Here is a 14,029-nt window from a genome sequence, read left to right as displayed (position 1 = left end):
GCCGCCCACCACTCCCCCGACCACCCCCACGACGACACCGCCGACCAGCACCCCGCCGGGCAGCACCTGCGCCACCAAGCCCCGGCCCTCCGGCAAGGTCCTGCAGGGCTACTGGGAGAACTGGGACGGCGCCGCGAACGGCGTCCACCCCGGCCTCGGCTGGACGCCCATCACCGACAGCCGGATCGCCCAGCACGGCTACAACGTCATCAACGCCGCCTTCCCGGTCATCCTCTCGGACGGCACCGTCGAGTGGCAGGACGGCATGGACACCGGCGTCAAGGTGGCCACGCCCGCCGAGATGTGCCAGGCCAAGGCGGCCGGGGCGACGATCCTGATGTCCATCGGCGGCGCCGCCGCGGGCATCGACCTGTCGTCCAGCGCGGTCGCGGACCGCTTCGTGGCGACCGTCGTGCCGATCCTCAAGCAGTACAACTTCGACGGCATCGACATCGACATCGAGACCGGCCTGTCCGGCAGCGGCACCATCAACACGCTGTCCGCCTCGCAGGCAAACCTGGAGCGCATCATCGACGGCGTGCTGGCGCAGATGCCCGCGGGCTTCGGCCTGACGATGGCGCCCGAGACCGCGTACGTCACCGGTGGCAGCGTCACCTACGGCTCGATCTGGGGCGCGTACCTGCCGATCGTCAAGAAGTACGTGGACAACGGCCGGCTGTGGTGGCTGAACATGCAGTACTACAACGGCAGCATGTACGGCTGCTCCGGCGACTCGTACGAGGCCGGTACGGTCGCGGGCTTCACCGCCCAGACCACATGCCTCAACAACGGGCTGACCATCCAGGGCACCACGGTCAAGGTGCCGTACGACAAGCAGGTGCCCGGCCTGCCCGCGCAGCCCGGCGCGGGCGGCGGCTACATGGCGCCCGGCCTGGTCGGCCAGTCGTGGAACGCCTTCGGCGGATCGCTGAAGGGCCTGATGACCTGGTCGATCAACTGGGACGGTTCAAAGGGCTGGACCTTCGGCGACAACGTCAGATCCCTCCAGGGACGCTGACGCCCCGCCGGGGGAAGCCCGCCGCGCGCCCCGGTCCGTGACCTACCGCGTCACGGACCGGGGCGCGGGTCGCTTCCGGGCCCGGCCGCGCACTCCTCCTCCGGTGCCCCCGCCGTGTGCGGGGGCACCGGCGTGTCCGGGACCGGACGGAGTGCGCGCATGCACGCCACCTGTGTCCCGTGCGTCACTCGTGACACAGTGGAATCCCGTGGCGCTGCGGCGAGTTGGCGGCCCGGCGAGTGCCCGCACGGCGACCTGTCCCCCCACGTCTTCCCCCCACGGAGGAACCATGCTCACCAGACGAAGGGGCCGCCCGGCCCGGACACCCGCCCGCGCGGCCGTCGCGCTCGCCCTCGCCCTCGCGCTGGCGGGCGCGGGCGCCGCGAACGGCGCCGCGGCCCGGGACGCGGCCCCCGCCGGATCCGTCCGGACGGTCGCGGCACCCACCGCGCGAACGGTCACGCTGGTGACCGGGCAGCGGCTGCTGGCCGGTCCGGCGGGCGGCTACCGGACGCTGCCGCAGGACGGCCCCGCCGCCACGCTGGTGACCTTCGGCGGCGCGGGCGGCGACACCTACGCCGTCCCCGCCGACGCGCTGCCCGAGGTGGGCCGCCGGCTCGACCTCTCGCTCTTCGACGTCACCGCGCTCGCCCGGCGGAGCGCCCCCGGCGGCGGCACGCCGCTGGAGCTGTCCTTCGCCGCGGGCAGCGCGCCCGCCGCCCCGCCCGGGGTGCGGCTCACGTCCGTGTCCGGCAGCTCGGCCACCGGCGTCCTCGACCCGGGCTCGGCGGCCGACTTCGGCCGGGCGCTCGCCGAACGGCGGCTGCCCGCGGCGCTGGAGTCGGTACAGCTGGCCGGAACGGGACGCGCGGTCCGCCCGGACTTCCCGCTGCACACCCTGCGGATCAGCGCGCGCGGCCTGTCCGGGGAGCCGGGGAACACCCCGCTGGGCAGCATCGTGCTCAACACCGACGACGTCAGCCGCTTCGGCACGGTCGTCCCGGTCGAGAACGGCGAGGGCGACGTCCAGGTGCCCGCCGGGCACTACGCCGTCTACACGCTGTTCGTCGACCGCACCGCGGACGGCACCGAGACCGCCTGGCGCGAGGTGGCCGAGGACGCGACGGTCGCCGAGGACGGTCCGGACACCACGGTGGCCGTCGAGGAGGCCTCCGCCGACCGGCAGGTCACCGTCGCCACCCCGCGGCCCGCCGTCGCGGACATCCTCAAGCTCACCTGGTTCCGCACCGGCCCGTCCGGCAACGTCACCTTCGACAGCGTCCAGGTCGGCAGCCCGGCGACGGTCCCCGTCTACGTCAACGCCCGGCCCGCGGAAGCCGGTTCGCACTACGTCGTCCAGTGGGGCGGCGCCGCGCCGGACGGCGGGGCGTACCGCTACGACGTGGCGTTCGGCTCCGCCGACGTACCCGGGCAGCAGGCCTTCCGGGTGGAACCCGGCCAAGTGGCCACCGTGGAGCACCGCTTCTCCGCCGACCCGGCGGCGGGCGGCGCGCCCGGCGCCCTCTACGTCCTGCCCGTCGACGACTTCACCCGGGCGGTGGAGGCGGCCGGCGAGACCGTCCTGCCGCCGCCGGCCGACCAGGGCCGCCAGGCCATGCCGGGCACCCGGACCGAGTACGTGGGCACCGCGGACGGCGGCGGGTGGTCCTTCGGCACCGTGTCGGCGCGGCTCGACACCCTCGACTCCGACATCGTGACCCTCGCGCCGGGCGCCACGCGCACCGTCGACTGGGCCCACGGGCCGCTCGCCCCGGGCCTGGGCACCCACCACGACCAGCAGACCGGTGCGTGCACCGCGTGCGCGGGCGGCGGGCAGTTCACCCTCTACCTGCCGACCGGCGACAGCGAACCGGACCACGCGGGCGCGGTCGGCGCAGACACCGCTTTCACGCTCTCCCGGGACGGCACGCGGCTGGTGGACGAGCCGGACGTGATCGGCGCCCAGGTACCCGCCGACGACGGGCCCGCGGACTACCGCGCCGTCCTCGACACCGACCGCACCGCCGCGGGCGCCGGGCAGTCGGTGCGGACCCGCACCGAACTCGCCTTCCACGACTCCGGCCGGGGCGCCGACCCGGATCTCGTCCTGCCCGCCGACGTACCGTGCGCGGCGGCAGGCTGCCGCATCATGCCCGCGCTCACCCTGAACTACCGCCTCGACACCGGCCCGTCCAACACCGGGGCCCCGGACACCGCCCAGGGCCTGGACCTCACCGTGGGGCACCTGTCCTACGACGGCCGCGGCTCGCACGCCGCCGTCACGTCCGCCGCCGTGTCGGTGTCCTTCGACGGCGGCGCGACCTGGCAGCCCGTCACGCTCACCGGGGGCGCCGGGAGCTACCACGCCGGCTGGCGGAACACCGGCACCACCGCCCCTTCGCTGCGGGTCACCGCGGCGGACGCCGCGGGCGGCTCGATCGCCCAGACCGTCACCGCCGCCTACGGCATCGCCCCGGGGAGCCCGCGATGAAGCCCGCGCCGACACGCCCGTACGCGTATCTCACCGCGCTCGTCCTCACCGCGGCCCTGGCCGTGGTCCCGGTCCCGGCGGCGGGCGCCGCCGCCCCGCCGGTCCGCGACGTGTGCGGGACCGCGCAGCCGGGCTTCGCCCGCTGCCTGGCCCAGGTGCGCACCGACGTGCACGGCGGGACGGGGGTGCGCGGCCCGCACGCGGCCGGCGCGGCGCGGGCCGCGCTGCCGCCCGGCTACGGACCCGCGGAGCTGCGGGCGGCCTACGGGCTGCCCGCGACCGGGGGCGCCGGGCAGACGATCGCCGTCGTCGAGGCGGGCGACGCCCCGCGCGCCGAGGCCGATCTGGCGGTCTACCGCACGACGTTCGGCCTGCCCGCGTGCACCACGGCCAACGGCTGCTTCCGCAAGGTCGGCCAGCGCGGGGACACCGCACCGCTGCCGCCCGACCAGGGCTGGGCGACGGAAACCGCGCTCGACCTGGACGCGGCCTCGGCGCTGTGTCCGTCCTGCCACCTGCTGCTGGTGGAGGCCGACATGGCGGCCGGGGACACGCTCGCCGCGTCCGTGGACACGGCGGCCGCGCTCGGCGCCACCGAGATCTCCAACAGTTACACCGCGTCCGAGAGCGGCCCGAACGCGTCCTACGCCGCCCACTACACCCACCCGGGCGTGGCGGTGGTGGCCTCCTCGGGGGACGCGGGCTACGGCATCCCGGGCGTCCCGGCGGCGTACAGCACTGTGATCGCGGTCGGCGGCACCACGCTCACGCGCGATCCGGGCGCCGCCCGCGGGTGGTCGCAGAGCGCGTGGCAGGGCGCGGGCAGCGGCTGCTCGGCGTGGGTGGACAAGCCCGCGTGGCAGCACGACACCAACTGCCCCGGCCGGACGGTCGCCGACGTCTCGATGGTCGCCGATCCCGACACCGGGCTGGCCGTCTACACCACGGACGGGACCGGGGGCACGGAGCCGGGGTGGTCCGTGGTCGGCGGAACGAGCGCCTCGGCTCCGCTTATCGCCGCGGTGATCGCGCTGGCCGGGCGTCCCGGGAGGTTCCCGGACGCCTCCGCGCTGTACACCGCGACGGCGGGCCTCACGGACGTCACCACCGGCAGCAACGTCCAGGGCATGGACTGCGGCGGCGACTACCAGTGCACGGCGGGGCCGGGCTACGACAGCCCGACCGGCAACGGCACCCCGGACGGGCTCGGCGCCTTCTGACGGTGTGCCGCGCGGAGAGGGACGCCGGGTGCGGCGTTCCTCCCCGCGCGGCCGGGGCCGGGGGCCGGGGGCCGGATCAGCCCAGGCGCCACTGCTGGTTCGCGCCGCCGTTGCACGTCCACAGCTCCAGCGCCGTGCCGTTGACGTTGCCCGCGGCCTTGTCGCCGCCCGTCACGTCCAGGCACAGGCCGGACTGCACACCGGTGACCGTGCCGTCCGGGTTCGCGCGCCACTGCTGGTTGGCGCCGCCGTTGCAGGTCCACAGCTCGACCGCGGTGCCCGTGGCGGTGCCGCCGCCGGTCGCGTCCAGGCACAGGGTGCCGTTGTACAGCCGCAGCTCGTTCGCCGCGGTGAGGGTGACCTGCTGGTTGGCGCCGCCGTTGCAGTCCCAGATCTCGACCTTCGTGCCGGGCGCGGTCTGGTTGTCGAAGGCGTCCAGGCAGCGGTTCGAGGACGCGCCGACCAGCGGGTGCGTGGTGCCGGTCGTCGTCGAGGAGCCCTTCGACACGCGGTACATCACGGCGCCGTGGCCGGGCACGGTGGCGGAGATGGCGCCGCTCGTCGTGGTCTTCACGTGCGACCACAGGTTGTCCAGGGTGTACGTGGACGCCCCGGAGATCCCGGCCGCGGCCGCGGTGGTGGAGATCGTGGCCGCGCCGGAGTTCTCGTTGAACAGCACGACCGACACGTCGCCGTTGGCGAGCGGCTTGGTGAGGACGTCCAGGCCGCCGGAGGAGGAGATCTCCTTGCCCTGCTTGCCCAGCGAGTCCTGGTCGACGGCGACGACGTCCCGGTTGCCGAGGATGGACAGTGTCGCGGCGGACGAGGCGGGCAGGTCGTTGCCGGCGATGAGCGGGGCGGCCATCTCGGCCCACAGGCTGAACTCGCTGCGGTCCTCGGTGAAGGACATGCCGCCGTTGCCGACCTCCAGCATGTCGGGGTCGTTCCAGCCGCCGGGGCCGGCGTACTGCGCGAGCCCGACGTTGACGTGGAAGTTGGACAGCAGCGAGCCGAAGCTGTCGTTGATGTCCCCGGTGGTGCGCCACATGTTGCCGACGCCCGCGCCCCACGTCCACACGCTGTCCTGGCCCCACTCGCAGAGGCTGAACAGGATGGGGCGGCCGGTCTGCGCCAGGGCGTTGCGCATGGTGGTCTGGCGCGACTGCGGCGAGGAGCCGTCCCCGTTGCAGTTGTCGTACTTGAGCAGGTCGACACCCCAGGAGGCGAAGCTGTTCGCGTCGGTCTGCTCGTGGCCGAGGCTGCCGGGGTAGCCCGCGCAGGTCTTGCTGCCCGCGCTCTCGTAGATGCCCAGCTTCAGGCCCTTGCCGTGCACGTAGGCGGCGGTGCCGCTGATGCCGTCGGGGAACTTGGCCGGGTCGGGCACCAGGTGGCCGCCGGAGTCGCGGCTGCCGGACATCCAGCAGTCGTCGATGTCGACGTAGGAGTAGCCGGCGGCGGCAAGGCCGGAGGAGACGATGTAGTCCGCGACGGACTTGACCTTCTGCTCGGTGACGTTGCAGCCGAAGGAGTTCCAGTCGTTCCACCCCATCGGCGGGGTCAGGGCCAGCCCGTTGGACAGCGCGGCGGCCTCCGGGACCGGGGCCAGCAGCGCCAGCGCCGGGGCCGTCACGGCGGCGAGCCCGAGGGCGGTCAGCGCGGCGAGGAGGCGGGAACGCGGGGTGCGGGTGGTGCGGGGGCCGCGGGATAACCGGCGGACGGTGATCGGCATGGGCGTCGCTCCTTCGGCGGGGCGGCGCGGGGCGGCGCCCCGAGAGCCTGCGGTGGGGGTGTGCGACAGTGTGGGGTCGTGTTCGAATGAGCGTCAAGTACCCCACCAAAGAAACATGTTCCAACGCACGGCAGGGCGCCCGGAGCCGCACCCCGCGCGGTGCGGTTCCCCCTCAGGAGCACCTGTGGCTGCCGCTGAGGCACGGCCCGGGGTCGTACGCCGTCGCCGTCGGGCCCGGCGCGGGCGTCGTCGCGGACGGTGACTGCACGAGGTGGCGCGAGACGACGGAGAAGGCGGCGACACAGCGGTGGGCGGCGTGGCCGGACCGCGCCACCGCGTGCGTGGACAGGGCTGCCAGGTGACGTGGACGGTCCCGGTGCCGGCGTCGCGCAGGGGCTCGTCCCCCAGCTGGAGGTGTCCGGCGCCCGTCTGCGGGTCGTACGGCGTGCCGGCCGCGGAGACCTGGAGGTTCTGCGGCGGCCGCGGTGAGCGTGCCGCCCTTCCGGCCGCGCGCGGCCAGGGCCGCGTCGAGCGCCCGCAGGCGCGCCGCGACGTCGCCGTCGAACGCGACGTAGGCGACGTAGGCGACGTAGGCGCGCGTGCACTGGACGGGGCCCCTGCCCGTCTCCCCGGCCGGATCCCCCGTGCCGCCATGCTCCCGGCGCACCACCGGCATTGCGGCAACACTCCGCTCTCCTCACGGTCTCACCCCGCGGACGGTGAGCGGGCCCGCGGCGCCGTCGTGCCGGACGGCGACCACGGCCGCGTCGTCGTCGAGGCTGCCGGAGGTGTGCCGCAGCAGGTCCGCGCGCAGGGCGGTCAGCAGGTCGACGGGATGGGCCCCGCCGGGCGCCAGGCCCGGGAGGCGGTCGGTGAGCGGGTAGAAGGTGCCGGCGACGTCGCGGGCCTCGGTGACGCCGTCGGTGTAGAGCAGCAGCGTGTCGCCGGGCTCGAAGGCGAAGACGTCGGCGGCCGCGTCCGCGTCCTCGGGCGGCAGGATGCCGATCGGCGGTGAGAAGCGGCGCGGCACGAGCGGGGTGACGAGGCCGCCGTGCAGGCGCAAGGGGGCGGGGTGGCCGCTGTTGAGGATGCTGATGTGCGGCTCGCGGTCGGGGATGTCGATGAGCGCGGCGGTGATGAAGGACTCCCCCGGGTCCTCGCCGTGCCGGTTGGGCTGGGTGAGCCCCCAGGCGACGACGGCCTCCAGTTCCAGGTGCAGCGCCGCAAGCGGCAGCTCGCGGTGGGCGGCGCTGCGGAAGGCGCCCAGCAGCAGGTCGGCGTCGTCCACGGCCGCCAGGCCCTTGCCGCGCACGTCGCCGATGAGCAGCCGGGTGCCGTCGTGGGTGCGCACCGCGGCGTAGAGGTCGCCGCCGATCCGCGCCTGGTCGGCCGCGGCCTCGTAGCGCACCGCGACCGACAGCGGGCCGATCCGGTCCGGCAGCGGCTGGAGGACCACCTGCTGGGCCGCCTCCGCGACCGAGCGCACCTGTCTCAGCTCGGCGCTGTGCCGCTCGCGCAGCCGGCAGAAGAAGACCGTGAAGGCGGAGATCACGATGAGCGCGATGATCTGGCTCTCGTGGTTGGAGGTGAAGATGCTGTTGCGCACCGCGGATATCGTGAACAGGGCCGCGGTGGCCAGGAAGCCGACCAGCGCGGTGAGCCGCGAGCTGCCGAAGGACGCGGTGAGCGCGGGCGCCACCACCAGCAGCGGCCCGAGGTGGATCTCCTGCGGCGCGAGCACGTCGGCGATGGTGATCACGACGATCAGGACGATCGGGATCGCGACCAGTCCCCGGTTCGCCTGCCAGGACCAGCCGGTGCCGTCGCCCTCACGGGACCGGGACCAAGGGAACCGCATCGTTCCTCGCCGCACCCATTCCGCTCGCGCACCACGAGTCCGCGGACGCCCCGGCAGCCGTTGCGGGACCGCTTCCGCGTCCGCCGTCCTCCCTGCTCCCCCATTGTGCTGCGGCGACGCCCCGGCCACACGTCGGCCGCCCGGGGCCGCGCCCGCACTCCTCCGGACGGGCCACCCGGCTCGTCCCCGGGCGGCAGGCGGCCCAGGCTGGACGGGGGCGCCGGACGTCTCCGGCCGCCCGGCGAGCGAGGGAGGGCTGGACGGCGTGGCGCACCCGGGCACCCTGGTCCTGATCATGGCCGCGGCCGTGCTCGCCCCGCTGCTGGCCGACCGGGCGCGGCGCAGGGTGCGCGTCCCGCAGGTGGTCTTCGAGATCGCGCTGGGCATCCTGCTGGGCCCGCAGGTGCTCGGCTGGGCGCACCGCGACCAGGTCATCGACACGCTGTCGGACCTGGGCCTGTCGATGCTGATCTTCCTGGCCGGGTACGAGATCGACTTCGCCGCCGTGCGCGGCCCGACCCTGCGCCGGGCCGGGGCCGCGTGGGTGCTGTCGCTGGCGGCGGCTGTCACGGTGGCGTTCGGGATCAGCGGCGGGAAGCCGTACGAGGCGTTCGTCATCGGTACGGCGCTGGTCAGCACCTCGCTGGGCACGGTGCTGCCGATCCTCAAGGACGGCGGGGAGCTGGGCGCCCGCTTCGGCACGGTGGTGTCGGCCTTCGGGGCGGTGGGCGAGTTCGGGCCGATCGTCGCCGTCGCACTGCTGCTGAGCGGCCGCAAGCCTGGGCAGTCGGCCGCGCTGCTGGCCGTCTTCGGGGTGATCACCGCGCTCGCGGTGCTGTGGGCGCTGCGCCCGCGGCGGCCGTGGTTCTCCCGGCTCGTCGACCGGACGCTGCACACCAGCGGGCAGTTCGCGGTGCGCTTCGTGATGCTGCTGCTCGCCGGGATGCTGGCGCTCGCGTCGTCCTTCGGGCTCGACGTGCTGCTCGGCGCCTTCGCCGCGGGCGTGCTGACCCGGCTCGTGCTGTCGGGCGCCGCCGCGGAGAGCCGCGAGGAGGTGCTGGGCAAGGTCGAGGGGATGGGCTTCGGCTTCCTCGTCCCGCTGTTCTACGTCGACACCGGCGTCGGCTTCGACCTGGACGCGCTGCTGCACGGCGGCGGCGCGCTGCTGATGGTGCCGGGCTTCCTGCTGCTGTTCGTGGTGCTGCGCGGCGGCCCGGTCCATCTGCTGGCGCCCGCCGGGCTGGGCGCACCGGACCGGCGGGCCCTCACGCTCTACACGGCCACCTGCCTGCCGCTGGTCGCGGCGATCACCACGATCGGGCTGGACCAGAAGGTGATCGGCTCGGGTACGGCGGCCTCGCTGGTGGGTGCGGCGATGGTGTCCGTCCTCGTGCTGCCGCTGCTGGCCGGGCGGCTGCGCGGCCGCGGCGGGGCGCGGGCGGTGCCGCGGACGGCGGAGGAGAGCGAGGCGTGGTGACCGCCGGGCTCCCGGGTAGCGGTCCGGGAGCCCGGCGGCGTGTGCGGGGCGCGGTCAGGTCAGGTCAGCACCGGCCCGCCGGGCGGTCGCGTACGACCAGGTCGGTCCAGCCGGTGGTGCCGTCGAGCCAGAGCACGCGCTGTCCGGTGTCGGCGGCGGGGAAGATCTGGTCGCCCCGGTCGCAGGAGACGCGCTGGAGGCCGCCGGTGCTGTCGGGGGCGATCTGGTAGAGCTTCGGCAGGGTGTCGTTGGCCCAGGTGGTGGCCGGGGGGACGGACATGACGGTGACCGCGTCGTCGGAGGCGGTCAGGCTGTAGCCGTACAGGGCCGTGCCGCGGGTCTCGGGGACGAGGACGGCGGGGTCCGAGCCGTCGAGGTCCGCGCGGTCCAGGGAGACCCGGCCGCCGTCGGACAGGTCGGTGTCGGCCATCCAGTAGACGCTGCCGGCGGTGACGGCGGTCTGGCCGACGGCGAGGGTGGCGTTCTTGTCGACGGGCATCAGGGTGGTCTTCCCGGTCGCCAGGTCGGTGGTCTCCACGCCGAGCTTGTAGCCGTCGGCCTCGGGCCACAGCTTGGCGTAGGCGACCGTGCCGCCGCTGACCGAGGGCAGCGCGGTGGCCAGCTCGTACCGCCCGCCGTCCACCCAGGTGCCCGCGCCGGTCCTGATGTTCCGGTAGCCGACGTGCTGGTTGCCGAACGGGTCGGTCTCGGTGAAGACCACGTAGTCGCCGTCGACCGCGACCGAGGAGATGCCGGTGAACGAGGAGTACACGGTCTTCTCGGGTCCGCCGGCCAGCGGGCGGACCTTGATCAGGATGGAGTCGGGGGCGAAGTCGGCCCAGGCGACGGTCTTGCCGTCGGTGTCGGCGTAGACGTTGTAGTCGCCGTTGTTCCCGCTGATCAGGGTGCGGCCGCCCTTGCCGCTGGTGTTGCCGGCCCACACCGAGTACGGCTCGCTGCCGTCGTCGTTGCTGAGCGAGACGGCGTACTTGCCGCCGCCCGCGCCGACGCCCGTGCCGGAGATGTTCACCTTGCTGATCAGGGTGCTCGCGTCGATCCCGAGCGCGGTCTCCCAGCCCGGCACGATGCCGTGCGCAGCGAACGCCTGCTTGACGCTCTTGAGCTGGGCCTTGGTGGCCCCCAGCTCCTGCGCGGCGGCGATGACCGCGGCGCGGCCCTGGGTGAAGCCGTCCAGCGGGGTCATGTACGCGGTGAGCGCGCGGTAGACGATCCGGTCGGCGAAGTCCGGATCGAGGTCCTGGCGGATGTTCCACAGGGCGCCGGAGAAGATCGTCGAGTTCAGATGCACGCCGCCGTCGTCACCGCGGTAGGTGACGCCGACGAAGTCCTTGGACGTGGTCGCGCCGTTGTCGAGGTCGCGCAGTGCGCAGTCGCGCGGGGAGGCGTTGACGCACAGGTTCTCGCCGAGCAGCGAGGCGTCCGGGTCGGTCATGGGGATGTGGTTGGCCTCGTCGTCGATGGCGTTGCCGAAGTAGTCGGCGAGCGCCTCGTTCATCGCGCCGGACTGCCCGGCGTAGACGAGGTTCGCGGTGTTCTGGATGACGCCGTGGGTCATCTCGTGGCCGACGACGTCGGTGTCCGCGGAGAACGTGCGGTAGTCGCCGCCGCCCTGGCCGTAGACCATCTTGGAGCCGTCCCAGAAGGCGTTGTCGTACGGCTGCCCGTTCTGGACGACGCCGACGAGGGAGTAGATGAAGCCGCCCTTGCCGTCCAGGCCGTCCCGCCCGAAGTGCGTGCGGTAGTAGTCGTAGACCTGGGCGGCGCCCCAGTGCGCGTCCACCGCGCCGGAGTCGGTGTACTCCGGGCCGAGGTCGGTGGTGGACGAGCTGAAGGTCTTGATGCCGCTGGGCCAGGCGCCCGAGGCGGTGGAGACCTCGCGGCCGCGGGCGTCGTAGGTGGCGAGCAGCGTGCTGCTGAGCCCGGCGGCGCGGGGGCCGTAGTCGATCATCTGGTAGGCGCCGTCGGTGCCCTGGTAGAGGTTCAGCTCGGTCGTCTCGCCGTTGTAGCGCACGCCGGTGCCCTTGACGACGAGCTGCTGGGCGGCCGCGGGGACGGCCGGGGCCGCGCCGCCGCTCCCTGCCGCCGACGCCGCCGTGGTGGTGCCCGCCGGGGCGAAGGACTGGATGCCGCTGTACTGGAGGACGGGGTAGCCCGAGTGGCCCTCGACGTAGACCTCCTGCTTCACCGGCTCACCGGTGCGGGGGTCGGTGCCGGAGACGGTGATGTGCCGGGTGAGCAGGCCCTTGCCCTGCGGCAGCACGGTCAGGCCCTCGTCGGTGCCGGTGAGGGGGGCCGCGGTCCGCGCCGCGTCCGCCCGGGTCAGCGGGCCCTGCCCCAGTTGCGCCGCGACCGCGCCGACCGCGCGGCTGACGGCGACCGCGGAGGAGACGTCGGGGGTGGTGGAGGGCAGGTCGAGCTGGGTGTAGAAGCTGCCGGAGGTGCCGGTGACGGTCCGCTTGCCGCCCGCGGCGCGCATCCGTACGACGTACTGCCCGCCGAGGACGGGCACGCCGCGGTACTTCTGCTGGAGGCGGACCGTCTCGTCCTTGCCCTGGTGGTCGTCGGCGACCGCGGTGAGGTCCCGCTCCGGGTTGTCGATGTGGTAGCGGCTCTTCTTCGCCGCGAGGTGCCGCACCGCGGCGTCGGCCCCGCTGCCGCTCGCCGTGGCGGCCTCGTCCAGGCCGGTGACCAGGGACGGGGTGCGGGTCCCGGCCGCGGGGGCGGGCTGCGCGGCGGCGTCGGCGTGCGCGGCGGGTCCGGTGACCGCGACCAGGCCCGCGGTGGCGAGCAGCGCGGCCGCCAGGCCCTGGGCCGTGACCCGGGCGCCGCGGCGGCGGGCGGAGCCGGCTCTGGTGTCCGCCGTCGTTCTGCTGCGTGCGGGGATCCCCATGGTGTTCCCTTCGGAGCGCGGGACAGATACGAACGCCGACATCGAAAGGCCGGGCGGGGGCCGCGAACAACGCTTCCGGGGTGCGTACTTGTGGCCATGGACACTTGTGTGTGCCGGATGCACGCAGCAAGATCACAGGTGTGATGCGGGAGGACGAACGGGCGCGCTGGCGGGCGCTCGGCCTGGGCGAGGACGAGCTGCGCGTGTACGCGGCGCTGCTGAGCGGGCCCGCGGCCTCGCGTGCGGCGCTCGCACGGCAGCTGAGCCTGCCGCCGCGGCGGGTCGGCGCGGCCCTGGGATGGCTGGCCGAGCGGGGCTTCACCGTCCCCGGCGCCGGGAAGGGTGCGCTGCCCCGGGCGGCCGCCCCGGCCACCGCGCTGCGCGGTCTGCTGCACCACCACCAGGCCCAGCTGCTGCTGCGCTCGGCGGCGCTGGAGGAGCTGACCGGCTCGGTCGACCAGGCGAGCGAGCAGCTGCTCGGCGACACCCACCACGCGCACGCCACCGGCATCGAGGCCGTCGGCGGCCGGGAGGCGATCGCGCAGCGCGCGGCCGGGCTGCTGGCCTCCGCGCAGATCGAGGTGGCCCTCCTCGACCGCCCGCCGTACGCGGGGAGCGCGCCCGACGGCATGCCCGCCCCGCTCGACGTCGCGGGCCCGGTCCGGCGCGGGGTCCAGGTGCGGGTGGTCGTCGACCGCGAGGGCCTGCGCTTTCCCGGCCGGGCCGAGGGGCTCGCCGAACTGGCCGCGCAGGGCGTGCAGATCAGGGTGGGCGCCGACCTGCCGACGAAGCTCATCACCGTCGACCGGCGGGTGACGCTGCTGCCGCCGACGGAGGCGGCGGACCCGACGGCGCGGGCGCTGGTGGTGAGCGACTCGCTGCTGGGCCACACGCTGACGCCGCTGTTCGAGGCGGTGTGGGAGCGCGCGCTGCCGATCGGGGCGGCGGCGCACGGCGAGGCCACGGCCGAGGACCGGGAGCTGCTGACGATGCTGGCGGCCGGGCTCAAGGACGAGGCGATAGCGCGGCGGCTCGGGGTGCACGTCCACACCGTCCGGCGCCGCATCACCCGGCTGATGCAGATGCTGAACGTCGAGACCCGTTTCCAGGCCGGCGTCCAGGCGACGCTGAGGGGCTGGCTCACCGCCTGAGCGGCGGCGCCGGCCCCTCAGGCCGTGGGGCGCTCCCCTCCGCGGGCGCCCCGTCCGGGGGTGGGCGGGCCGCCGGGCGGCCCCCCCCCCCCCCCCCCCCCCCCCCCCCCCCCCCGCCCGGGGGGGGGCCCCCCCCCCGCCCCCCCCCCCCCCCCCCCCCCCCCCCCGACCCCC

General features: G+C 74.9%; 7 protein-coding genes and 1 pseudogene. 5 read left to right on the top strand and 3 right to left on the bottom strand.

Annotated elements, in window-relative coordinates; genetic code table 11:
* Positions 1-58 precede the first annotated feature (58 nt).
* The 3 genes and pseudogenes from ACH4PY_RS28905 to ACH4PY_RS28895 form a co-directional block, all read left to right on the top strand.
* Positions 59-1,018 (top strand): annotated as a pseudogene (locus ACH4PY_RS28905) (chitinase); the annotation flags it as partial.
* Positions 1,019-1,307: 289 nt separating this feature from the next.
* Entirely contained in the window at positions 1,308-3,509 is a 2,202-nt protein-coding gene (locus ACH4PY_RS28900; protein ID WP_398189206.1) for a hypothetical protein, read from the top strand.
* Complete coding sequence (locus ACH4PY_RS28895; RefSeq protein ID WP_398189203.1) at positions 3,506-4,729, top strand: peptidase S8; 1,224 nt, start codon at positions 3,506-3,508, stop codon at positions 4,727-4,729. Before ACH4PY_RS28900 ends, ACH4PY_RS28895 begins: the two co-directional genes overlap by 4 nt.
* A gap of 76 nt (positions 4,730-4,805) precedes the next feature.
* On the opposite strand, the gene ACH4PY_RS28890 is transcribed toward ACH4PY_RS28895, so the two are convergent.
* Positions 4,806-6,458: a glycoside hydrolase family 27 protein gene (locus tag ACH4PY_RS28890; protein WP_398189201.1), complete on the bottom strand. Its 1,653-nt coding sequence runs from the start codon at positions 6,456-6,458 to the stop codon at positions 4,806-4,808.
* A gap of 697 nt (positions 6,459-7,155) precedes the next feature.
* Entirely contained in the window at positions 7,156-8,316 is a 1,161-nt protein-coding gene (locus tag ACH4PY_RS28885; RefSeq protein WP_398189198.1) for a PP2C family protein-serine/threonine phosphatase, read from the bottom strand.
* 265 nt (positions 8,317-8,581) lie between these two features.
* Here ACH4PY_RS28885 and ACH4PY_RS28880 point away from each other — a divergent pair, with 265 nt between their 5' ends.
* Complete coding sequence (locus ACH4PY_RS28880) at positions 8,582-9,793, top strand: cation:proton antiporter (protein ID WP_398189195.1); 1,212 nt, start codon at positions 8,582-8,584, stop codon at positions 9,791-9,793.
* Between the two features lie 64 nt (positions 9,794-9,857).
* Here ACH4PY_RS28880 and ACH4PY_RS28875 read toward each other — a convergent pair whose 3' ends face one another.
* Entirely contained in the window at positions 9,858-12,704 is a 2,847-nt protein-coding gene (locus tag ACH4PY_RS28875; protein WP_398189192.1) for a M4 family metallopeptidase, read from the bottom strand.
* 143 nt (positions 12,705-12,847) lie between these two features.
* On the opposite strand from ACH4PY_RS28875, the gene ACH4PY_RS28870 reads away from it, so the two are divergent.
* Positions 12,848-13,855, top strand: a complete 1,008-nt coding sequence (locus tag ACH4PY_RS28870; protein WP_398189523.1) for a LuxR C-terminal-related transcriptional regulator — start codon at positions 12,848-12,850, stop codon at positions 13,853-13,855.
* Positions 13,856-14,029 lie beyond the last annotated feature (174 nt).

The sequence above is a fragment of the Streptomyces sp. NPDC021224 genome (assembly GCF_044332905.1).
Classification (GTDB): Bacteria; Actinomycetota; Actinomycetes; order Streptomycetales; family Streptomycetaceae; genus Actinacidiphila.
This window is presented reverse-complemented; position numbering and strand designations above follow the sequence as displayed.